This is a genomic window from Rossellomorea arthrocnemi, from assembly GCF_904424705.1.
In the GTDB taxonomy this organism is placed as follows: domain Bacteria; phylum Bacillota; class Bacilli; order Bacillales; family Bacillaceae_B; genus Rossellomorea; species Rossellomorea arthrocnemi.
The window spans coordinates 49,274-70,430 of record NZ_CAJGBF010000007.1 but is presented as its reverse complement, the minus strand read 5'-3'; the positions used below and the strand labels follow the sequence as shown (position 1 = coordinate 70,430).

The following is a 21,157-nucleotide window of genomic DNA, read 5'->3' as shown; positions in this document are numbered from 1 at the left end:
CTATTACAATAGGTTTTTGCGTATTTTCAGAATGTAAGAGTTTTCATTTTTCTTAGATTGGAAGAATTATTTTAACTAACTCCAAACCTTATAAACAGAGGACCGCTCCTAACTAACAATGTAGTTAAGAGCCGCCCTTCTTTTACACAATATGGTGCAGCTGTCTCGCCATTTTGGATAAATCACGATATACGGGAATCTTACTTGGATCGGCATTTCCGCCACTGATGACACAGCCGACTTTCTTGCCCTCCACCTTGACCTTTTGGCACATGGCCGCCGCTAAGGAAGCTGCCCCTGCGCCTTCAACCAGAGTTTTTTCCCGTTGAAGCATAAACATGATGCTATAGGAGATTTCTTCATCCGTAACCGTGACCATATCGTCTACATACTGACGAATGATCGGAAACGTAAGCTCTCCCGGCCTCTTGACGAGAATCCCATCAGCGATGGTGTGAACATGCTCAAGGGATCCTTTGTTTCTTCCTGTAAAAAAGTTATACGTAGCCGGCGCTCCCAGTGCCTGCACGCCTACAATTTGTACTCGGGGATTAAAGGCCTTTACGGCGAGTGCCATCCCTGCCAGCAAACCACCGCCGCCAACAGGGACGAGGATCATGTCTAAATCACTGAGCTGTTGAAGCATTTCAAGTGCGACTGTTCCTTGTCCAGCCATCACCTTATAATCATCAAATGCATGAACATACGTCGAGCCGTTTTTAATTTTCTCCTCAAGCGCTGCCCCGTAGGCTTCCTGATAGGTGTCTCCTGTTAAAACGATTTCAGCTCCGTAATGTTTTGTTGCCGCAACTTTAGTAGAAGGCGTGCGCTTTGGCATGAAGATTTTAGACGGTACCCCCCGCTTAGAGGCAGCCAGCGCCACACCCTGGGCATGATTCCCTGCCGATGCAGCAATGATGCCCATTCCCGCCTCTCTTTCAGACAATGACATGATTTTATTCATGGCGCCTCTCACTTTGAATGACCCTGTCCGCTGCAGATTCTCCATTTTCAAATAGACCTCTCCACCAGTGAACATATTCAGCGTTGATGATTGCTTTAACGGTGTTCGATGCACCTGATGACTGATTCGTTCCATCGCTTCTACAACTTCAGTATTATCCATTAAATTCCCAAGTCACTCACCTCATATTTTTTTTCGTAGTCTTCGATATTTTTACCGTAATGCAATGTCAAATCGATTTCATCCAGTCCTTTTAGAAGCATCGTTTTCCAATATGGATCGATATCAAAGGAAACACGGAACCCTTCCGAGTCACAAATCGTCTGATGTTCAAGTGACACTTCTATTTTATATAAATCTACCTGACTCTCATTTTTCAGAAGAGCGTCGACTGTTCTTTCCTCCAGTTGAATCGGAAGGATACCGTTTTTCAAACAATTGTTATAAAAAATATCAGCGAAGCTCTTTGCAATGATCACTTGAAATCCATAGTCTTGAAGGGCCCAAGGTGCGTGTTCCCTAGAGGAACCGCAACCAAAGTTTTTCCCGCCAAGAAGAACCTCAGCATCCCGGTATTGAGGTGTATCCAATAAGAAGTCCTTTCTCAGGGACTTTCCATCGTCTTCAAACCTCCAATGATAAAATAAGTACTGTCCGAATCCTTTTCGTTCGATCCTTTTTAAAAACTGCTTCGGAATAATTTGATCCGTGTCTACATTGTCTCTCCTGAGAGGAAACACGGTACCTTCCACATGATTAATTGCCACCTTTGCACCTCCTATGAAATCGGCATTTTTTCAAGTTTTCGTACATCTGTCAGTTTACCTGTCACTGCCGCTGCCGCTGCCATGGACGGACTCAGTAAATGGGTTCTCGAACCATTTCCCTGCCGTCCTTCAAAGTTTCGGTTGGAGGTAGATGCACAGCGCTTGCCCGGTGGAACGATGTCGTCATTCATGGCCAGGCACATGCTGCAGCCCGCTTCCCTCCATTCAAAACCAACTTCTTTGAAGATCATATCCAATCCTTCCACTTCGGCCTCTTTTTTCACTTTATAAGAACCCGGCACAACCAAAGCGGTGACGCCCTCCTTAACTTTATGGCCCTTCACCACTTCTGCCGCAGCTCTCAAGTCACTCAAACGGGAATTCGTACAGGAACCGATGAACACATAATCAACCTCAATGTCTTCAATCCTCATCCCCGCTTCGAGCCCCATGTAATGAAGAGCCCGCTCAATCCCTTCTCTATCAGAAGGATCTTCGTACAATTCTGGATGAGGGACGGACCTCGAAATCCCGGCGCCCATTCCAGGATTCGTTCCCCAAGTGACATGCGGTTCAATTTCTTCACCCTTTACAACGATTTTGTGGTTATAGGCCGCATCGCTGTCGCTTGTTAGTGATTGCCATTCCTCCTTGCACTGTTGGAACGATTTATCCTTAGGAAGATATTCTCTCCCTTCTAAATACTCAAAGGTCGTCTCGTCAGGACTGATCAACCCGGCTTTCGCCCCTGCTTCAATGCTCATATTACAGACGGTCATTCTTTCTTCCATGGAAAGATTGCGAATCACATCACCGGTGAATTCGATGACATATCCAGTTCCAAATCCTACCCCGTAAGTAGAAATGATGTTTAAGATCACATCTTTGGCTGTGACACCGAACCCCAACTCTCCCGTCACTTCCACCTGAAGAGTTTTCGGCTTTGATTGCCAGAGGGTTTGGGTTGCCATAACATGCTCGACTTCACTCGTTCCGATCCCGAATGCCAGTGCTCCGAATGCCCCATGGGTTGAAGTATGACTGTCTCCACAAACAATCGTTTTTCCCGGTTGTGTCAGACCTAGCTCAGGTCCGATGACGTGGACAATTCCTTGATCAGGATGGTGAATATCGGATAAAGTGACACCAAACTCCTCGCAGTTTTTCTTTAAGGTATCCATTTGCAGCCGGGCGGTTTCATCCCGGATGATGTGGCGCTCCCTTGTCGGAACATTGTGGTCCATTGTGGCATAGGTTAAATCCGGTCTCCGCACCTTGCGATTTTTTAAGCGCAGCCCTTCAAATGCTTGGGGAGACGTTACTTCATGTACAAGGTGCAGATCAATATACAATAGATCCGGCTTTCCTTCTTCTCTGTGTACAATATGCTTTTCCCATATCTTTTCGATGATATTTTTCCCTGCCATGAGCTCCCTCCTGGTTTAGTAAGATTTTAATTTAGTTAAGACTGTATTGGTGAAGTTGTCGGTAAGTGAGTGGAGGTTTATTTCCACAACATTACAAGTAAGCTGCCAGGATGGAAGACAGGGCATGATCCGCTTCCAGCCTCTCTACAACCAACTGGCTCATAGAACCCGTTCCAACGACGGTTCCCTGCCCCATCGTCCAAAGGTCTCCTGTCCGGTATCCTGCATTCAGCACTTCCTGAACCGCCATTTCTATCATTTCTGCCTCTTCTTTTAAGCCGAAGGAATGTCTAAGCATCATGGCAACCGATAGAATCATAGCCAGTGGATTGGCTTTTCCTTTTCCAGCGATATCAGGGGCCGATCCGTGAACCGGTTCGTAAAGACCGAAGGAGTCTCCCCGAAGGCTTGCTGAAGGCAGCATCCCCAGTGAACCTGTAATCATGGAGGCTTCGTCACTCAGAATATCCCCGAACATATTCTCAGTCACAAGCACATCGAATTGCTTCGGCTGATACATCAGCTTCATGGCAGCCACATCGACCAGCATGTGTTCCACTTCCACATCCGGATATTCCTGAGCTACTTCATTCACGACTTCCCGCCACATACGACTTGTTTCCAGGACGTTGGCCTTGTCTACGGACGTTAACTTTTTCTTGCGTTTCTGTGCCAGCTTAAATGCTTTATGAACGATTCGTTCGATTTCACTTTTTTCATATACAAGGGTGTCAACTGCTACTTCGTCTCTCTTCCCTTGGCGACCGGAAGGCTGACCGAAGTACAGTCCTCCGGTCAGTTCCCTGACAATCACTAAATCTACTTCTTCTACAATCTCCCTTTTAAGCGGAGATGCACCAAGTAAACTTTCAAATGCTTTCACCGGTCTCAGATTCGCGAATAGCTCGAACTCTTTGCGGATCTCCAGGAGACCTTTTTCAGGACGTAGTTCTTTCGGAAGATGCTCCCATTTCGGACCTCCTACAGCTCCTAATAAAACGGCGTCACTTCCTTTACAAAGCTTGATCGTTTCAGGAGGTAATGGTGTACCGAAGCGATCAACGGCAGATCCGCCGATGTGTCCTTTCTCCACTTCGAATTCATGGTTGAACCAATCACCTACTGCCTTCAGTACTTCTAATGCCCCGTCCATAATCTCTTGACCGATTCCATCTCCTGGTAGTACAGCGATTTTTTTCTTCATTAGAATTACCTCCTGTTTTTTGGGTTTGAATGAGGAACCTTGAATCTCAAGGCTCCCATCGGTTATAGGCTGGCTTCCACCGCTTCTTTTTCCCTGGACGATGACCGCTGTCGGGATCGATTCACAGCGTTTAAATAAGCACGGGCTGATGCTTCCAAAACATCCTGGGCGGTTCCGCGTCCACTTGTCTTTTCTCCGTTATACTCAAGTCGGACGTATACTTCTGCAAGAGCATCACGTCCGCCGCCGACTGAATTAATCTTGTAATCAAGCAATTTGGATGGACCTGGAAGGATTTTCTCAATAGTATTGTAGATGGCTTCCACGCTTCCCGATCCCGTCGAAGCAAGGCGGGTGACACTTCCGTCCTCAAACTTCAATTCGATCGTGGCCGTCGGGATATTGTCCATGCCATATTGAACCTGCATTCTTTCTAATGTATAGCCGACTCCACCGGTCATTTCCGTTTGTTTATTCGTCAGAATGCTAAAGAGATCTTCATCGACGATTTCCTTCTTCTTATCCGCCAGATCCTTGAATGCATGAAATGCTTCATTAAGCTTCTCATCTGAAAGTTCAAATCCCAATTCAACCACTTTATTTTTAAAGGCATGACGTCCTGAGTGTTTTCCCAGCACCAGTCGGGTTGCATTCACTCCAATCAGTTCAGGGGTGATGATTTCATAGGTTGTTTTTTCCTTCAACATTCCGTCCTGATGAATACCTGACTCATGAGCGAATGCATTATCACCTACTACTGCTTTGTTTGCTGGTACTCTCATCCCCGTAAGCTTGCTGACAAGAGAGCTTGTTTTCTTAATTTCATCCAGTTTCAGGCGGGTGGTGGCTCGGTAAAAATCTTCCCGGATTCTAAGAGCCACTGCAATTTCTTCCAGAGCTGCATTTCCAGCCCTTTCCCCAATCCCATTGATCGTTCCTTCAATTTGATCGGCTCCGTTTTCAATGGCAGCCAGTGAATTGGCTGTAGCCATCCCCAAATCATCATGACAATGAGCCGATAGCTTTACTCCGTCGATGTTCGGAACATTTTCTCTTACGTACCGAAACAATTCACCGTATTTATGAGGGGTGATATACCCTACCGTGTCGGGGAGGTTAATGACGGAAGCACCTGCTGCAATGACCTTCTCCATGATCTTCACTAAGAAATTCAAGTCTGTCCGGCACGCATCCTCTGCCGACCACTGAACAACCGGGAAAAATTTCTTCGCGTATTGTACGGCCTGAACGGCTGTATCAATGACCTGATCCGGTGACATCTTTAACTTATGGGTCATGTGAATCGGTGAGGTTGCAAGGAATACATGCAATCTTGGTTCTGAAGTACCCTTAAGAGCCTCCCAAACTGCATCGATATCCCGCTGCTGAGCTCGCGCCAGACCTGTAACCGAGCTGTTCTTGATCGTGGAACCGATCCGCTGCACGGCATCGAAATCTCCTTTTGAAGCGGCAGGAAACCCGGCTTCAATGATGTCCACTCCCAGCCTTTCCAACTGTTTCGCCACTTCGATCTTTTCAATCGTATTAAGATTTACACCCGCTGACTGTTCACCGTCCCGTAGAGTTGTGTCAAAAATTTCAATGGTTCGCACTCGCAACCACTTCCTTTTCTTTAGTAGAAGGTTTCTGTACAAATGGCATCATTTTACGCAGCTCTCTTCCAACGACTTCGATCGGATGCTGGCTTTCACGCTGATTAATGGCATTGAATTCCGGGCGATTCGCCTGGTTCTCCAGGATCCATCCCTTCGCAAATTTTCCTGTTTGGATATCCGCTAATACTTCCTTCATGCGGGCTTTCGTTTCTTCGTTCACCACCCGTGGTCCAGAAACGAAGTCTCCCCATTGTGCTGTGTCGGAGATCGAGTAGCGCATTCCTTCTAATCCCTGCTCATACATCAGGTCAACAATCAGTTTCAGTTCATGTAAACACTCGAAATAGGCGACTTCTTTCTGATAACCTGCTTCGACGAGCGTTTCGAATCCTGCTTTGACTAGAGAAGTCACTCCTCCGCAAAGGACTGCTTGTTCCCCGAACAGGTCGGTTTCCGTTTCTTCCTGGAAGGATGTTTCCAGGATTCCTGCGCGTCCTGCCCCTACACCTTTTGCATACGCAAGCGCAAGTTCAGCGGCTTGGCCTGTCGCATCTTGATAAACTCCATAGAGTGCGGGAACTCCAGCTCCTTCTTCAAATGTCCTCCTTACCAGGTGTCCCGGTCCTTTCGGTGCTACCAGGAAAACATCTACATTTTCCGGGGGAACGACTTGATGGAAATGGATATTAAATCCGTGTGCAAATGCCAGTGCTTTCCCTCTAGACAATGCAGGCTTGATTTCTGCCTCATACACTTTCGGCTGATGCTCATCCGGCAGGAGAACCATGATGACGTCCGCCTGTTCACTTGCCTCCCGGACGGAGTAGACATCGAATCCGTCTTTTTCCGCCTGCTCCCATGACTTCCCTTTTCTTAATCCGACTACAACATCAAATCCGCTTTCCTTCAGGTTCTGGGCATGTGCGTGACCCTGTGATCCATAACCGACTACCGCTACCTTCTTCCCTTTTAAAACCTCTTCATTTACATCTCCGTTATAATATACCTTTACCAATTCCCTCATCCTCTCCATTTTTTGAATAATAAGTTTTTTAGACTACTTCTAATTCACAATCGAATACTGCTTCAGGTCCGTGACCGACTTTCCATTTCCCCTTGCAAAAGCCGTGATGCCTGTTCGGGCGATTTCTTTGATTCCGTAGGGTCTTAACAAATCGATGATGGCTTCTATCTTGGAGGTTTCCCCTGTTACCTGGACGGTTACGCTATCCCTTGCCACATCGATGATGGCGGCTCTGAAAGGTTCTACGATTCCATTGATTTCAGATCGGGTCTGTCCTGTACTCAATACCTTGATGAGTACCAATTCCCTTGCGACGACTCCTTGATCCGTGATGTCGGATACCTTGAGGACATCAATTTGTTTATGAAGCTGTTTTAACAGCTGCTCGATTTTGCGATCGTCTTCTACATTGACAACAAAGGTCATCCTCGAAATCCCCTCCGTTTCTGTGTATCCGACTGAAATACTTTCAATGTTGAACTGACGCTTTGTAAACAATCCGGTCACCCGGTTCAAGACACCACTCCGGTTATGAACGAGAGCCGTTACAATCCGTTTCCTCATGGTTTCACTCCTAACATTTCGTGTAATCCTTTTCCTGGAGCTACCATCGGGTAGACATTTTCCTTCGGATTCACCAAGCAATCGATGAGCACTGGTTCATCACTCGTTAAGGCTTCTTTTAAAACAAAGTCCACTTCTTCCTGGGTTTTAACCCGATAACCTTTGATTCCGTATGATTCAGCCAGCTTTACAAAGTCTGGCTGGGTGGAAAACACCGATTGGGAATATCTCTCTTCAAAGAATGTTTCCTGCCACTGCCTCACCATTCCAAGAGTACCGTTATTGAGTAGAACTACTTTAACGGGAAGGTTTAACTCTTTTAAGAGAACCAGCTCTTGAAGGGTCATCTGGAATCCACCATCCCCTACAAAGGCAACCACTGTCTTTGTAGGGTCCGCTAACTGAGCCCCGATTGCTGCCGGAAACCCGAATCCCATCGTGCCAAGGCCTCCGGAAGTGACCCAATTATTCGGCTTTTTAAAAGAGTAATACTGTGCCGCCCACATCTGATGCTGTCCCACGTCTGTTGTGACAACCGCTTCTCCGTTTGTCATCTCATACACCTGCTCGATGAGGCGTTGAGGTGACAGAACATCGTGGGACTGGTTATACCAAAAAGGATATTCCCTTTTGTATGACTTAAGATGATGATGCCAGGCATTGAAATCGGGCTTCTCTTCTTCATGTTGAAGGAGTTTTCCAAGTGCCTGTTTGGCATCGGCTACGATCGGAATTTGTGTTTTGACATTCTTACCGATCTCCGCGGGATCGATATCGATATGGACAACCTTGGCCCTCGGCGCAAAGGTTGTGAGGTTCCCAGTCAACCTGTCGTCGAAACGGGCACCAATATTGATGAGCAAGTCACATTCGTGGAGGGCCATATTGCTTGCATAACATCCATGCATCCCGGCCATACCGAGAAACAACGGGTGATCTGCCGGAAAACCACCTAAACCTAAGAGGGTGTGGATCACCGGGATGTCATATTGTTCTGCGAAAGTCTTCAGTTCTTCCGTTGCCTTGCCGTGAAGGACGCCTGCCCCGGCCAGGATGACCGGCTGCCTGGATACTTTAATGGCTTCCACCAGCTTCTTGATCTGGAGTGGATTCGGATAGAAGTTAGGCTGGTATCCCGGTAAATCCATCTCCACATCCTGTACGGGATAAGCTTGCTGCAAGGTCAAGTCTTTCGGGATGTCGACAAGCACCGGCCCAGGCCTGCCGGTTGATGCGATATGAAAGGCTTCCTTCACGATCCTCGGTAAATCTTTAATATCACGCACCTGATAATTATGCTTGGTGATCGGCATCGTAATCCCGACTACATCCGCTTCCTGGAAGGCATCAGTTCCGATGACCCCTGAAGCCACCTGCCCGGTGAAAATTACTAGAGGCAGTGAATCCATCATGGCATCGGCAATCCCTGTCACTAGATTCGTTGCTCCCGGTCCTGACGTGGCAATGACCACCCCGGGTCTCCCTGAGACACGGGCATACCCTTCTGCCGCATGGATGGCGCCTTGCTCATGACGAGCGAGAACGTGCTTGATCGGGGCTTTGTATAGAGCATCGTAAATCGGCAAGACCGCTCCTCCGGGGTACCCAAACAGAATTTCAACCTTTTCCTCTTTCAAAGCTTTCATGAGCATATCAGCACCGTTGACATTTTCTGTTAGTGTCTGTGAAGCCGGATCTGCTTCAACTTTTGCTCTCATTGCCTATCTCCTCCTTTTTTTTAAAGCGCAGGCGGCTTGGTCAGAGGCGACAAGCATAAAGCGAACATGCCGGAAAGGCGTTCTTTGCCTTTTTGGTATGTTTGATTTATGACCTCGAGCCTCTAGCCGCCGGAGCTGGATATACTAAAAGCGCAGGCGGCTCGGTCAGAGGCGACAAGCATAAAGCGAACATGCCGGAAAGGCGTTCTTTGCCTTTTTGGTATGTTTGATTTATGACCTCGAGCCTCTAGCCGCCGGAGCTGGATATACTAAAAGCGAAGGCGGCTCGCTCAGAGGCGACAAGCATAAAGCGAACATGCCGGAAAGGCGTTCTTTGCCTTTTTGGTATGTTTGATTTATGACCTCGAGCCTCTAGCCGCCGGAGCTGGATATACTTAAAGCGCAGGCGGTGAATCACCTGAGCTTTATTCATCCTCTTTCCCAAACAAAAAAGACCTTTTCACCCACTACGACAGAGTTCATCCTTCGCAGGGGCGAAAAGGTCTTCGATCCTTTCCACGGTACCACCCTAATTCAGAGACGCCATTGCGTCTCCCTTTGCAGGCTGATCGGTTTCATCAGCCTTTGTTTTTGTAACGAGTATCATCTACTCGATCGTTCCTACTTACACGGTTCAGAACGACACTCAGAGGGGATGTCGGTATTGGATGTATTACTGGTTTGCAGCACCACCAGCTCTCTGAAAATACGATTCCCAATCCTTTTACCTCTTCAACGCTTTCCTTTATTCCGTTTTCAAGATTCCACCTGTACTCGCTGATGTAACAAGTTTTGCGTATCTTGCAAGATAACCTTTTTTAATTTTCGGAGGAGGCTGTACCCACTCCTGTTGTCTGAACTTCAACTCTTCTTCAGAAACCATAAGGGAAATCGTCCGGTTCGTGAGATCAATGAAGATGGGATCCCCATTTTCCACCACTCCGATTGGTCCCCCTTCAGCCGCTTCCGGTGAGACATGACCGATTGAAATGCCCCGGGATGCTCCTGAAAAACGGCCGTCTGTCATGAGTGCCACTTTCTTTTCAAGGCCCCTTCCTGCAATGGCTGCTGTCGGTGCCAGCATTTCCGGCATTCCAGGACCACCCTTTGGTCCTTCATACCTGATCACCACGACATGACCTTCTTTCACTTCTCCACTTTCAATGCCTGAAAGGGCGTCGTCCTGAGATTCATATACAATCGCTTCACCCATGAATGTTTTAATGGAAGGATCGACTGCCCCTACCTTGATGACACCGCCGTTTGGAGCGATATTCCCGAATAGGACGGATAATCCTCCCACTGGACTGTGGGCATTTTCCCTTTTCCGGATGACGTCATCATTTTGTATATGGGCATCCTTCACATTTTCATAAAGGGACTTTCCGGTAACGGTGATGCGATCTTTGTGTACAGCTTCCATTTCACATAGCTCTTTAATGATGGCACTGACCCCCCCGGCATTATGGACATCCTGCATGGAGTAATCAGATGCCGGGCTTATTTTGGATAAATACGGCACTCGTTCTGCCACTTTATTGATCCGATTGATGTCGTAATCGATTTCTGCCTCATTCGCAATCGCAAGTGTGTGGAGGACCGTATTCGTTGAACCTCCCATGGCCATGTCTAACGCGAATGCATCGTCGATGGTGTCTTCCGTTATAATGTCTCTCGGTTTGATATCTTTTTTCACCATTTCTACGAGGTATTTCGCTGCATCCTTGATTAACTGGTGACGTTCTTCAGAAGTAGCTACTATCGTTCCATTTCCCGGAGGAGCCATTCCGAGCATCTCCATCAGGGAATTCATGGAGTTCGCCGTGAACATCCCCGAGCATGATCCACAGGTCGGGCATGCATTAGCTTCAATATCAAGAAGCTGTTCCGCCGTCATCCTTCCTGATTGATGGGCGCCGACTCCTTCAAAAACGGATACGAGTGATAATGGCTTCCCTTCACTGGAAACCCCTGCTTCCATCGGCCCTCCCGATACAAAGACCGAAGGGACATTGGTTCGGACTGCCGACATGAGCATTCCCGGTGTGATCTTGTCACAGTTCGGAATGTAGAACACCCCGTCGAACCAGTGTGCGTTGATGACGGTTTCTGCTGAATCGGCAATCAGTTCCCGGCTTGGCAATGAGTATCTCATCCCGATATGCCCCATGGCGATCCCGTCGTCAACACCGATTGTGTTGAACTCGAACGGGATCCCCCCGGCTTCCCGGATGGCTTCTTTCACCACCTGGGCAAATCCGTTTAAATGCATATGTCCGGGGATGATATCGATGTAAGAGTTGCACACCCCTATAAATGGTTTTTCCATGTCTTCGAGCTTGACTCCCGTTGCGTATAGTAAACTGCGGTGGGGAGCACGATCGATTCCTTTCTTAATCATGTCACTTCGCACGTCATCACCTCCAACTCAGCCAACTTGAGCATTTTGTTTGTAAACTTTTCTTCCATCCTGCGTGACAGTGTTTCTGAACTCCTGCAATAATTGGGTAGTATACTTTCCAGGCTTTCCTTCACCGATTATACGTCCGTCAACCTTTACAACGGCAATGACTTCTGCGGCTGTTCCTGTTAAGAACACTTCATCCGCTGTATACACATCATGACGGGTAAAGACTTCTTCCTTCATCTCGAACCCTAATTTACCGGCGATTTCAATGATGGCATTACGTGTGATCCCTTCAAGAGCTCCTACATATCCTGGGGGAGTAAGGATCTTTCCTTTTTTGACAATGAAAATGTTGTCTGCAGACCCTTCGGCTACATATCCTTGATCGTTCAACATTAATGCTTCACTTACACCAGCAAGGTTTGCTTCGATTTTTACAAGAATGTTATTTAAGTAGTTTAAGGATTTAACCTTTGGTGAAAGAACGTCCGCACGATTTCGGCGGCTGGCCACCGTTACGATATCAATGCCCGTTTCGTACAAGGATTTCGGGAAAAGGGCAAGTTGTTCAGCAATGACGATGATTTGTGGCTTTCTACAAGTAAATGGATCCAATCCCAAGTTTCCAACACCTCTAGAAATGACCACACGTATGTAGGCATTTTCCAGTTGATTCTTTTTCAATGTATCGACAATGATATCGCTCATCTCTTCTTTAGAAACTTCGATATGCAACATGATGGATTTAGCTGAATCATAAAGGCGATCAACATGTTCATCCAGACGAAAAACGTTACCATCGTACATTCGAATCCCTTCGAACACTCCATCTCCATATAGAAAACCATGGTCGTACACAGATACAACTGCGTCTTCCTTTTTTACAAATTGTCCGTCTAAGTAGATCCACTGTTCGTTCATGTTAATCATTCCTTCCTGGTTGCGATTTATTTGATTATTCAGAAATTTATTGTTGCAACGCAAGTACGTTGACTTGAATATTACTTTAGCAGGCGGCTTGGTTCGGGTGTTGCTGCCGCTTCCTGCCGGCTCAGATTTTTTTTATTGAGGACAATATTACTCCCGTTTCCCGGTAAGGTCAACAGGCTTTTTGTAAATTATTTGACTATTTAGATTAATCTGATTATAAGTAAACGCTTACATCTTTGTCCTAATACAGTTTGCCGGGATAAAAAAATATTTGAGATTTTTTTATTTGAGGAGGTGAATGACGCTTCACATCCGATGAGGAGCCCTTTTAAAAATTTTTCGACAAAACCCTATGGGAAGGGGAGTTAGGGGAGTTTAGACCTGTGTGTTTCTGACTGATTTATTCTCATTATTTTTTTATAATTGAGAATTCATTTTCTTTTAAAAAGGAGGAGTGAATTTTTATTAATCTTGAAAGCACATCATCAATAATTATCCATTTTAATACAAAACCTTTTTTCCCTTAATCCGTAACGCCTTTATCATTATAATTTCAATTTATTTTTTCTGTAACGATGAATAATCTTTCGTAAAGAAATGTATTCTCTCAAAAAGTAACCACCCCCTTTTTTAAACTTTTTATAAATAAAAAGAATCAACCCAAGTAACCAAACGGCCTTTGGATTGATTCTTCCTTTACACCCATGTAAACATATAATTCGGATCTTCGACATCCTTTGCTTTTTTAACGATCTTCAACGGTTTGAAAGTATCGATCATCACGGCGAGCTCCAGTGTTTCTTTTTTCCCGATACTGGCTTCTGTCGTTCCGGGGTGAGGACCGTGTGGAATCCCGCTCGGATGGAGGGTAATCGATCCTTCTTTGATTCCCTTTCTGCTCATGAAGTTACCTTCCACATAGTACAGCAGCTCATCACTGTTCACGTTGCTGTGATTATAAGGAGCCGGAATCGATTCCGGGTGATAGTCGTATAATCTTGGAACAAAAGAGCAGACAACGAAGTTATGCCCTTCAAACGTTTGATGAACAGGAGGCGGCTGATGCACGCGTCCTGTAATCGGCTCAAAATCCTCAATGTTGAAGACCCAAGGATACAAGTAACCATCCCATCCGACTACATCCAATGGATGGTGATTTAGAACATGGGAATGAAGCGCTCCTCTTGATTTGGTGATCACTTCGAATTCGCCCTCTTCATCCATGGTTGCAAGCTTCTCAGGTCCCCGCAGATCCCGTTCACAAAACGGACTGTGCTCCAGTAACTGTCCGTACTCATTGCGATAACGGCGAGGTGTGGTAATCTGACTGAAAGACTCGACGATCAGCATCTTCGTCTCCTCTTCAGGAACGACACGATAGATGGTCCCAATCGGAATCACCACATAATCCCCTTTTCCATAGGTGAGCGTCCCGAACATTGTTTCTACCTTCCCTCTACCATAATGGATATAAAGCATTTCATCTCCATCACCATTTCGGTAAAAGCTTGTCATCTCTTCTGTGACATGGGCGGTTCCAATCAATAAATCGGAATTACCAAGTAAATATTCACGGCTCTTTAAGGCACAGCCTTTTTTCTCAACTCTATCTGTAAAGAAATGTCGATGACGAAGGGCACCCTCATCCTCAAACTCCGGCATATAGCTCCCTAAATACTCTGTTTTCGCGACAGCCGTCGGCAAATGATGATGATATAAAATCGACTGTGTCCCAGAGAATCCCTTCGTTCCCATGACCTGCTCCCTGTAGAGCGAGCCATCGTCCTTTTTAAACATGGTGTGACGTTTGTGAGGTATTTTCCCCATTTGACGATAGTACATGATCTTCCTCCCCTCTTTTTTCTACAATCATATTCCTCAAGACTCCCAATCCCTTAATCTCTAATTCCACCACATCCCCGGCCTTCAACCATGGATGCTTCTCAGTCCCCAGTTCCAAGATGCACCCTGTTCCTACAGTACCGGATCCAATGACCTCACCGGGGTATAGGGTGACGTCTTCCGAGGCACGCACGATCATGTCTGCAAATGGATAATGAATATCCTGATAATTCCCCTCTGATAAGAGTTTCCCATTCACTTTTGCCGTCATAGGAAGATCAAAACGGTCTCCCTTACGATAGGTTTCCAGTTCATCCTTCGTCACTAAGTAAGGACCGAAAGAAGTGGCAAAATCCTTTCCTTTGGCGGGACCAAGTCCGACTTTCATTTCATGCTTCTGGATATCTCTTGCACTCCAGTCATTCATGATGAAATAGCCGTAAATATACTCTTCTGCGTTCTTTTTTGATATGTTTGTTCCTTTTCTTCCAATTACGCAGGCGATTTCCAATTCATAATCGAGCCACTCACATCTGGCAGGTTTCGTGATGTGATCGCCAGTGCCTTTTACAGCTAAGTGATTGGTGTAATAAAAGACGGGGATGTCATACCACTCCGGCACCACATCAAGTCCCCTTCGTTTACGGGCCGTTTTCACGTGTTCTTCGAATGCATAGAAATCCCGGATGCTGACAGGTCTTGGTATCGGCGACTTCAGTGTAACCTCACATAGTGAATGCACTCCCTCGTCTTTTTCCGAAAAGGTGCCGAGCTCCTTCATCCGTTTTAGACCTTCGTCTCCAAGGTCGATAATGGATAACATATCTTTAGGGAGCAAACCTCCGCTCACAGCATGGATGTCTACGACAAATTCATCCTGAACGATCCCCGCCCTTACTTCTCCTTCATTTAAAAAACTGACCAGCTTCACTTGTCATCACCTTTTTCGAATCAATTCAAATGAATCGGTTAATGGTTTGGTATACATTTGACCGGCAAGCCTTCCTACCGGTTTGAGTTTCTCTGAATCTATCTTTCCATCATAATAGAGCTCATCATTCATCCTTACACACTCCACTTTCCCGATGACCAGACTCCCTGCGCCAGGATGATCGCCAAAGTGAAGAACTTCATGAAGTACGCATTCCAATTGAACCTTGCTTTCGGATACGCCAGGAGGTTTTACCGTAATGGACTCTTTCTTGGAGAGCCCGACTTGTTCGAATTCATCCACGTCTGAGTCAAATTCAATGGCACAGTTGTTCATTTCTTCTACAAACTCTTCACTGACGATATTAATGACGAATTCCTTCGTTTTCTCGATATTTTCAAGTGTATCCTTTTTGCTGCCATCCTTGCCTCTTCTCATGGGGGAGAAGCAGACGAGCATAGGCTCTGCAGAAATGGCTGTAAAGAAGCTGTACGGCGCCAGATTCGCATTCCCACGTTCATCAAGGGATGAAACAAAGGCGATCGGCCTAGGCAAAATCGAGCCGATCATCAATTTATAAGCAGACTGCCACGCAAGCGTCTGGGGTTTGATATCCATTTAGCTCACCCCTTCGTTTTGCAATATGTCTTCAAGCGCTCCAACGAATCTCTTGTTATCATCCTGTGTGCCAATCGTGACACGAACCGTGGTCGGATATCCGAGAAGAGTCCCCGAACGGACGACGAGCCCTCTTTTCACAAGTTCATATGAGACCGTGTCACCATTCATCCCTGTGTCCACCATGATAAAGTTCGATTGAGACGGGAAATAGGATATCCCCAGACGATCAAATTCACTTTCCAAATAAAGACGGCCCTGCTCATTCTTATGGGTACATTCTCTAATAAATGCTTGATCTTCCAGGGCAATGATCGCTGATTTCTGAGCAACGGTATTCACATTGAAGACATCCTTCACTTTACGGAGCTGTTCAGCGACCTCTTCATTCATGACACCGAACCCGACTCTTAGCCCGGCTAAACCATAAATTTTTGAAAATGTCCTGAGGACAATCAGATTATCGAATGCCGACAGAAGAGGGAGAGTTTCTAAATAATCATCGGTTGTCACATACTCCATATAAGCTTCATCCACCACAACCAGTATGTTCGACGGCACGCTCTCGATAAATTGCAGGAGTTCTTTCTTCCCGACGATCGTTCCCGTCGGGTTATTCGGGTTACACACAAAGATCAGCTTTGTTTTTTGCGTAATGAGCTCAAGCATCCCTCGTAAGTCATGGGTACCGTCTTCAAGAGGGACAATGACCGGAGTGCCTCCCTCTAATGACACATTGGTCTGGTATCTCGGAAATGTGACATCGGCCATGATCGCTTCATCCCCGTTGCTCAAATAAGCCCTCGTCAGCAATCGGATCACTTCATCGGAGCCGTTTCCGAATACGAGCTGTTCTTTCGGGACCCCAAGAAACCCTGATACCTTATGACTTAAATCGACTGCCGCCCCGTCCGGATACAGAAACAGGTCGCTTCCGTTGTCTTTAAACCACTGCTTCACTTTCGGAGAGCAGCCGTATATGTTTTCATTTTCTGACAGCTTCCTGATTGAAGAGAGACCATGCTCCTTCTGTAAGTCTAAAAGTGTCTTCCCCAGCACATATGGAGCAATATGTGTGACCGCTTCCCTTGTTTTGAACTTTAATGTCATACATGCTTCCCCGCTTTCCTCATGGATGAAGGGGGTCGACTCACGTGTTAGCTTATCTTCACGTTTTAATATAGTACTTGTAATCTGTACGATATTTAGCGTAGAAGCAGCTAATCTCTTCATGAGTTAACCCCCTGACCGGTCCTTTGACCCCCGTTATATATGCTCTCTTTATCTAGTTAATGTTTATAGGTTTCCTCTGCGTTCCTGCTCGCGCTCGATGGATTCGAATAGTGCTTTGAAGTTTCCTTCCCCGAATCCTCTTGCCCCTTTACGTTGGATCACTTCGATGAATAATGTAGGACGATCCACGATAGGCTTCGTGAAAATTTGAAGAAGGTACCCTTCATCATCCCGGTCTACTAGAATATTCAACTCTTTGATCTTCGAAATCTCTTCATCGATTTCACCAACACGCTCTGAAAGCATTTCGTAATAGGAATCAGGAGTGTTGAGGAACTCGACTCCATTTTCTTTTAGAATACCGACTGTCTTCACAATGTCCTCTGTTAAGATAGCGATATGCTGCACCCCTGGGCCACCGTAAAATTCAAGATATTCCTGGATTTGTGATTTACGTTTTCCTTCAGCAGGCTCATTGATCGGGAATTTGATACGCCCGCCGTTATGCATGACCTTGGACATAAGAGCGGAGTATTCCGTTGTAATGTCTTCATTTGTGAAATGACGCATTTCCTTGAAGCCCATCACTTTTTCATAGTACTCCACCCACTCTTCCATGCGTTCCACGTTTCCAACTACATGGTCGACAGCAATGATACCGGCATCTTCATGTTTCAGGGCAGAGTCATACTTCTCGAATCCAGGCATGAAAACCCCTTTGTAATCTTTACGTTCCACAAGTGTATGGATCGTGTCCCCATATGTACCGATCACGGCTTTTTTCACTTGTCCATTATCGTCTTCCAAGGATGAAGGAGGCATGATTTCAATCGCACCGCGGGATACCGCTCCACTGTAAGCCTTTTCAACATCATCCACCACAAGGGCGATGTCTTTGATGCCGTCTCCATGCTTTTTCACGAATTGGGACACACGGCTTCCTTCATGAAGGCTTCCTGTAATAACCAATCGTACTTTGTTTTGTTGCAGTACATAAGATACTGTATCTCGATTTCCCGTCTCAAGTCCTGAATAGGCAACGGTTTTAAATCCGAATGCTGTACAGAAGAAATGGGCTGCCTGTTTTGCATTTCCCGTATAGTACTCTAAATAGTCAACATCTCTTACCGGAAATACCTCTTCTACTTTAACCTGCTTTTTTGCTACATTCTCTTGCATCCTAATCCCTCCATTAAACGTAAGTATATTCTGAATTTTATATTAAATTGTTTTATAGAACTTCTCAAGAGCGGCTAGTAAAGCTTAAACGCTTCTCTGTAATGAAGTCCGTCCCCCTTTTCACCTTGCGGGCTCCTTTTTTCTGGGAGACATATGCACAGCGTCCCCCTTTAATCCTTCGACCGCTTCCAGCAGGCATTCATTCATACTCGGGTGCGGATAAAGTGGAAAGCGAAAGTCCTCATCCCTCGCCGCCATTTCAAGGCCCAGCATACCTGAGGTGATGAGCTCGACCGCTCCCATTCCCATCATATGAATACCAAGGACCACATCCGTTTCACTGTCTGACACGACTTTTACGAATCCATCCTTCTCCTCTGTGAGTTGGGCGTACCCATTTCCTCTCAAAGGGTTCTCACTCACTGTGACCGAATAACCTTCCTTACGTGCTTCTTCTTCTGTAAGGCCCGCAAACGCAATCGGTGGAATCATCTGCACCACAGTCGGCACAAACTGCAGATCCACTTCCACACAAAGACCGGACATCGCCTCAGCGGCCACCTTTCCCTGCTTGATCGCCTTGACTGCGAGGGACGGACCTTGCGTCGCGTCCCCAATCGCCCAAATATGCGGAATCGAGGTCCGTCCCTCCCGATCTGTTTGGATATAACCCTGCTCCGTTATTTCCATACGGAGTCGGTCGAGACCGAGTTCCGGCAGGTTTGGCTTTACTTGTCCGCTTATGACAAAGTGGGACCCTTCTATTGACACTGTTTCTCCATCGTCTTTTTCAAGCTCGACGATGACGTGTCCGTCCCTTTCACAGGCCTTACTCAGTACGGAGTTCTTGATGAGATTGATTTTCTGTTTTTTCAACTGCCTGAATATCTCTTTTAAGACAGCGGAGTCAAATGGAACTTCCTCATTCAAGATGAGAGTGACACGGCTTCCTAATATAGAGAAAACAGACGCGATCTCCAGTGAAATATAATCTGAACCATACACAATCAGTTCCTCAGGGATCTCCTTCAGATTAAAAATCTCTCTTTCTTTCAGGACGTAATCGGGATGAAACACGACTTCACCCGGGTAGTGAAAGTCTCCTCCTGTCGCGACAATCGCCTCTTTGAAGTTGAAAAGGGAAAACTCATGTCCGTTTTCGACTCCGACACGGGATTCTGAAAGCAAGGAAGCCGAACCTTTAACGATCTCAACCATATTCGCTTTGCACAGCGATTCCACACCTTTTCGAAGCTGGGTGATTTTCTTATTTTTATAGTGTTGCAGAGTAGAAAGATTCGCCTCCACTTCTCCAAACTCCATTCCCATTTCCTTCAGGTGTTTCGTCTTTTTGTATTCCTGGACAAAATGGGTGAATACCTTTGAAGGGATACACCCTTTATTTAAACAGGTCCCCCCCAGGTCCTCCCGTTCGATCAATGTCACCTGTCTCCCAAGACTCGCGGCTCTGATGGCTGCGTGATAGCCTCCTGGACCTCCTCCGATGACGACAACGTCTTTCTCTTCGGTAATCTCTCCCACTACCATTTACATCAACTCCAAAAGCATGGATTGAGGCTGTTCAATCAAATCTCGTAATCGGTTCGTAAACTTCACGGCTGTCCCGCCATCTGCCACTCTGTGATCAAAGGACATGGATACATTCATCATGGAACGGACGACAATGTCATCGTGTTCATTCACCATCGGACGCTTCTTCGTTTTATGAAAGGCGACGAGGGCAACTTCCGGCTCGTTAATGATCGGGGTGGCTCCGATTGAACCGTTCAACGGACCGACATTGCTGACCGTGAAGGTACCTCCTTTGACTTCTTTCATCGTGAGTTTTCCATCCAATGCTTTGACTGTCAGGTCCTTCATTTCAGCTTGGATTTCTCTCATTGTTTTCCCTTCCACCTGTTTGATGACAGGCACGATCAGACCTTCCTCAGTGTCTACTGCGATTCCAATATTGTGGTGAGCCTGTAGCTCGACGCATTCTTCCTCTTCGTGGAGTCGGGCATTGAAAATCGGAAACTCTTTTAAACAGACAGACAGGGCTTTGATAAAATATACTCCCATTGAAATGGAGACGTCCCCCGCTTTCAGAGTATCTTTCCAGATTAATAGATTCGTAACGTCGATTTCTTCAAAATGGGTACAGTGTGGGATCGTTCTGAGTGACTGTGACATTTTGGAAGCAATCTGCTTACGTCTTCCACGGAAAGGGATGGTTTTTACGTCGGTCTCTTTTGACGGCAATGGGGCAACCTGCTTTTGTTCTTCTACCTGCATAGGAGCTGTCCCGCGTTCTCCTTTCATATAAAGGAGTACGTCCTCATCGACGATCCTTCCACCGGATCCGGACCCAACCACTTCTTCTATGTTGACGTCATTTTCCCTCGCGATTTTTCTTGTATAGGGGGAGGCAAGAATCCTTTTTTTCTTAAATACTTGAGTGGTTTGCGGGATGATTCGGCGGCTTTCATTTTTAAGTTCTTTTTCCATCAACAAAACCGTCGATCCGACTGGAATCGTTTCCCCTTCACTTACGGTAAACTCCTTGATCACACCGGAAAAAGGTGCCGGGATTTCTGCCGTCATTTTATCTGTTTGAACCTCCACCAGTGGTTGATCCGCTATCACAACATCCCCCACTTTTACAAGAAAGTGATTGACATTGGCTTCGGTCATCCCTTCCCCAATATCATGAAGCTTTACTTCCATAGTCTC

The 21,157-nt window shown here is 46.3% G+C and carries 17 protein-coding genes and 1 other annotated feature; all 17 genes read right to left on the bottom strand.

From position 1 onward, the window contains the following. Positions 1 to 142: 142 nt before the first annotated feature. Positions 143 to 1,126 (bottom strand): threonine ammonia-lyase, encoded by a 984-nt coding sequence (ilvA, locus tag BAA9072_RS11575; protein WP_230980835.1) that lies wholly within the window; start codon positions 1,124 to 1,126, stop codon positions 143 to 145. After that, positions 1,126 to 1,731: a 3-isopropylmalate dehydratase small subunit gene (gene leuD / locus BAA9072_RS11570; RefSeq protein WP_201714836.1), complete on the bottom strand. Its 606-nt coding sequence runs from the start codon at positions 1,729 to 1,731 to the stop codon at positions 1,126 to 1,128. Before leuD ends, ilvA begins: the two co-directional genes overlap by 1 nt. Positions 1,732 to 1,742: 11 nt before the next feature. Then, positions 1,743 to 3,158: a 3-isopropylmalate dehydratase large subunit gene (gene leuC, locus BAA9072_RS11565; protein WP_201714835.1), complete on the bottom strand. Its 1,416-nt coding sequence runs from the start codon at positions 3,156 to 3,158 to the stop codon at positions 1,743 to 1,745. A gap of 91 nt (positions 3,159 to 3,249) precedes the next feature. After that, a complete protein-coding gene (leuB, locus tag BAA9072_RS11560; protein WP_201714834.1) occupies positions 3,250 to 4,362 on the bottom strand; it encodes a 3-isopropylmalate dehydrogenase in 1,113 nt (370 codons plus the stop codon). Between the two features lie 62 nt (positions 4,363 to 4,424). After that, the gene (locus BAA9072_RS11555; protein WP_201714833.1) at positions 4,425 to 5,975 is read right to left on the bottom strand and encodes a 2-isopropylmalate synthase; all 1,551 of its coding nucleotides are present in this window, start codon (positions 5,973 to 5,975) and stop codon (positions 4,425 to 4,427) included. Further along, positions 5,962 to 6,993 carry a ketol-acid reductoisomerase gene (gene ilvC / locus BAA9072_RS11550; RefSeq protein WP_330999289.1) on the bottom strand — a complete coding sequence of 344 codons (1,032 nt, stop codon included), beginning with the start codon at positions 6,991 to 6,993 and terminating at the stop codon, positions 5,962 to 5,964. The genes BAA9072_RS11555 and ilvC overlap by 14 nt, the downstream gene beginning before the upstream one ends. A gap of 48 nt (positions 6,994 to 7,041) precedes the next feature. Next, positions 7,042 to 7,566: an acetolactate synthase small subunit gene (gene ilvN / locus BAA9072_RS11545; RefSeq protein WP_201714831.1), complete on the bottom strand. Its 525-nt coding sequence runs from the start codon at positions 7,564 to 7,566 to the stop codon at positions 7,042 to 7,044. Beyond that, the gene (ilvB, locus tag BAA9072_RS11540) at positions 7,563 to 9,284 is read right to left on the bottom strand and encodes an acetolactate synthase large subunit (protein ID WP_201714830.1); all 1,722 of its coding nucleotides are present in this window, start codon (positions 9,282 to 9,284) and stop codon (positions 7,563 to 7,565) included. The genes ilvN and ilvB overlap by 4 nt, the downstream gene beginning before the upstream one ends. 487 nt (positions 9,285 to 9,771) lie before the next feature. Next, positions 9,772 to 10,029: a binding site (T-box leader), on the bottom strand. Continuing rightward, positions 10,030 to 11,697: a dihydroxy-acid dehydratase gene (gene ilvD, locus BAA9072_RS11535; protein ID WP_201714829.1), complete on the bottom strand. Its 1,668-nt coding sequence runs from the start codon at positions 11,695 to 11,697 to the stop codon at positions 10,030 to 10,032. Positions 11,698 to 11,712: 15 nt separating this feature from the next. After that, positions 11,713 to 12,612 (bottom strand): branched-chain-amino-acid transaminase, encoded by a 900-nt coding sequence (gene ilvE, locus BAA9072_RS11530; protein ID WP_201714828.1) that lies wholly within the window; start codon positions 12,610 to 12,612, stop codon positions 11,713 to 11,715. Between the two features lie 705 nt (positions 12,613 to 13,317). Beyond that, entirely contained in the window at positions 13,318 to 14,463 is a 1,146-nt protein-coding gene (locus BAA9072_RS11525) for a homogentisate 1,2-dioxygenase (protein ID WP_201714827.1), read from the bottom strand. Next, complete coding sequence (locus BAA9072_RS11520) at positions 14,411 to 15,394, bottom strand: fumarylacetoacetate hydrolase family protein (protein WP_201714826.1); 984 nt, start codon at positions 15,392 to 15,394, stop codon at positions 14,411 to 14,413. The genes BAA9072_RS11525 and BAA9072_RS11520 overlap by 53 nt, the downstream gene beginning before the upstream one ends. Before the next feature lie 6 nt (positions 15,395 to 15,400). Next, the gene (locus tag BAA9072_RS11515; RefSeq protein WP_201714825.1) at positions 15,401 to 16,012 is read right to left on the bottom strand and encodes a flavin reductase family protein; all 612 of its coding nucleotides are present in this window, start codon (positions 16,010 to 16,012) and stop codon (positions 15,401 to 15,403) included. Then, complete coding sequence (gene hisC, locus BAA9072_RS11510) at positions 16,013 to 17,245, bottom strand: histidinol-phosphate transaminase (RefSeq protein ID WP_330999288.1); 1,233 nt, start codon at positions 17,243 to 17,245, stop codon at positions 16,013 to 16,015. Between the two features lie 63 nt (positions 17,246 to 17,308). Beyond that, positions 17,309 to 18,424 carry a 4-hydroxyphenylpyruvate dioxygenase gene (gene hppD / locus BAA9072_RS11505; RefSeq protein ID WP_201714824.1) on the bottom strand — a complete coding sequence of 372 codons (1,116 nt, stop codon included), beginning with the start codon at positions 18,422 to 18,424 and terminating at the stop codon, positions 17,309 to 17,311. A 120-nt stretch (positions 18,425 to 18,544) separates the two neighbouring features. Beyond that, complete coding sequence (locus BAA9072_RS11500) at positions 18,545 to 19,972, bottom strand: dihydrolipoyl dehydrogenase family protein (RefSeq protein WP_201714823.1); 1,428 nt, start codon at positions 19,970 to 19,972, stop codon at positions 18,545 to 18,547. Continuing rightward, complete coding sequence (locus BAA9072_RS11495; protein WP_201714822.1) at positions 19,973 to 21,151, bottom strand: dihydrolipoamide acetyltransferase family protein; 1,179 nt, start codon at positions 21,149 to 21,151, stop codon at positions 19,973 to 19,975. Between the last annotated feature and the right edge of the window lie 6 nt (positions 21,152 to 21,157).

What these genes read in the sequence shown, in the direction of transcription:
- BAA9072_RS11515 (WP_201714825.1), bottom strand. Translation starts at nt 16,012, where the DNA reads ATGGATATCAAACCCCAGACGCTTGCGTGGCAGTCTGCTTATAAATTG.
- leuB (WP_201714834.1), bottom strand. Translation starts at nt 4,362, where the DNA reads ATGAAGAAAAAAATCGCTGTACTACCAGGAGATGGAATCGGTCAAGAG.
- ilvA (WP_230980835.1), bottom strand. Translation starts at nt 1,126, where the DNA reads ATGGATAATACTGAAGTTGTAGAAGCGATGGAACGAATCAGTCATCAG.
- BAA9072_RS11495 (WP_201714822.1), bottom strand. Translation starts at nt 21,151, where the DNA reads ATGGAAGTAAAGCTTCATGATATTGGGGAAGGGATGACCGAAGCCAAT.
- ilvE (WP_201714828.1), bottom strand. Translation starts at nt 12,612, where the DNA reads ATGAACGAACAGTGGATCTACTTAGACGGACAATTTGTAAAAAAGGAA.
- hisC (WP_330999288.1), bottom strand. Translation starts at nt 17,245, where the DNA reads ATGAAGAGATTAGCTGCTTCTACGCTAAATATCGTACAGATTACAAGT.
- ilvB (WP_201714830.1), bottom strand. Translation starts at nt 9,284, where the DNA reads ATGAGAGCAAAAGTTGAAGCAGATCCGGCTTCACAGACACTAACAGAA.
- ilvN (WP_201714831.1), bottom strand. Translation starts at nt 7,566, where the DNA reads ATGAGGAAACGGATTGTAACGGCTCTCGTTCATAACCGGAGTGGTGTC.
- BAA9072_RS11525 (WP_201714827.1), bottom strand. Translation starts at nt 14,463, where the DNA reads ATGTACTATCGTCAAATGGGGAAAATACCTCACAAACGTCACACCATG.
- BAA9072_RS11500 (WP_201714823.1), bottom strand. Translation starts at nt 19,972, where the DNA reads ATGGTAGTGGGAGAGATTACCGAAGAGAAAGACGTTGTCGTCATCGGA.
- hppD (WP_201714824.1), bottom strand. Translation starts at nt 18,424, where the DNA reads ATGCAAGAGAATGTAGCAAAAAAGCAGGTTAAAGTAGAAGAGGTATTT.
- leuC (WP_201714835.1), bottom strand. Translation starts at nt 3,158, where the DNA reads ATGGCAGGGAAAAATATCATCGAAAAGATATGGGAAAAGCATATTGTA.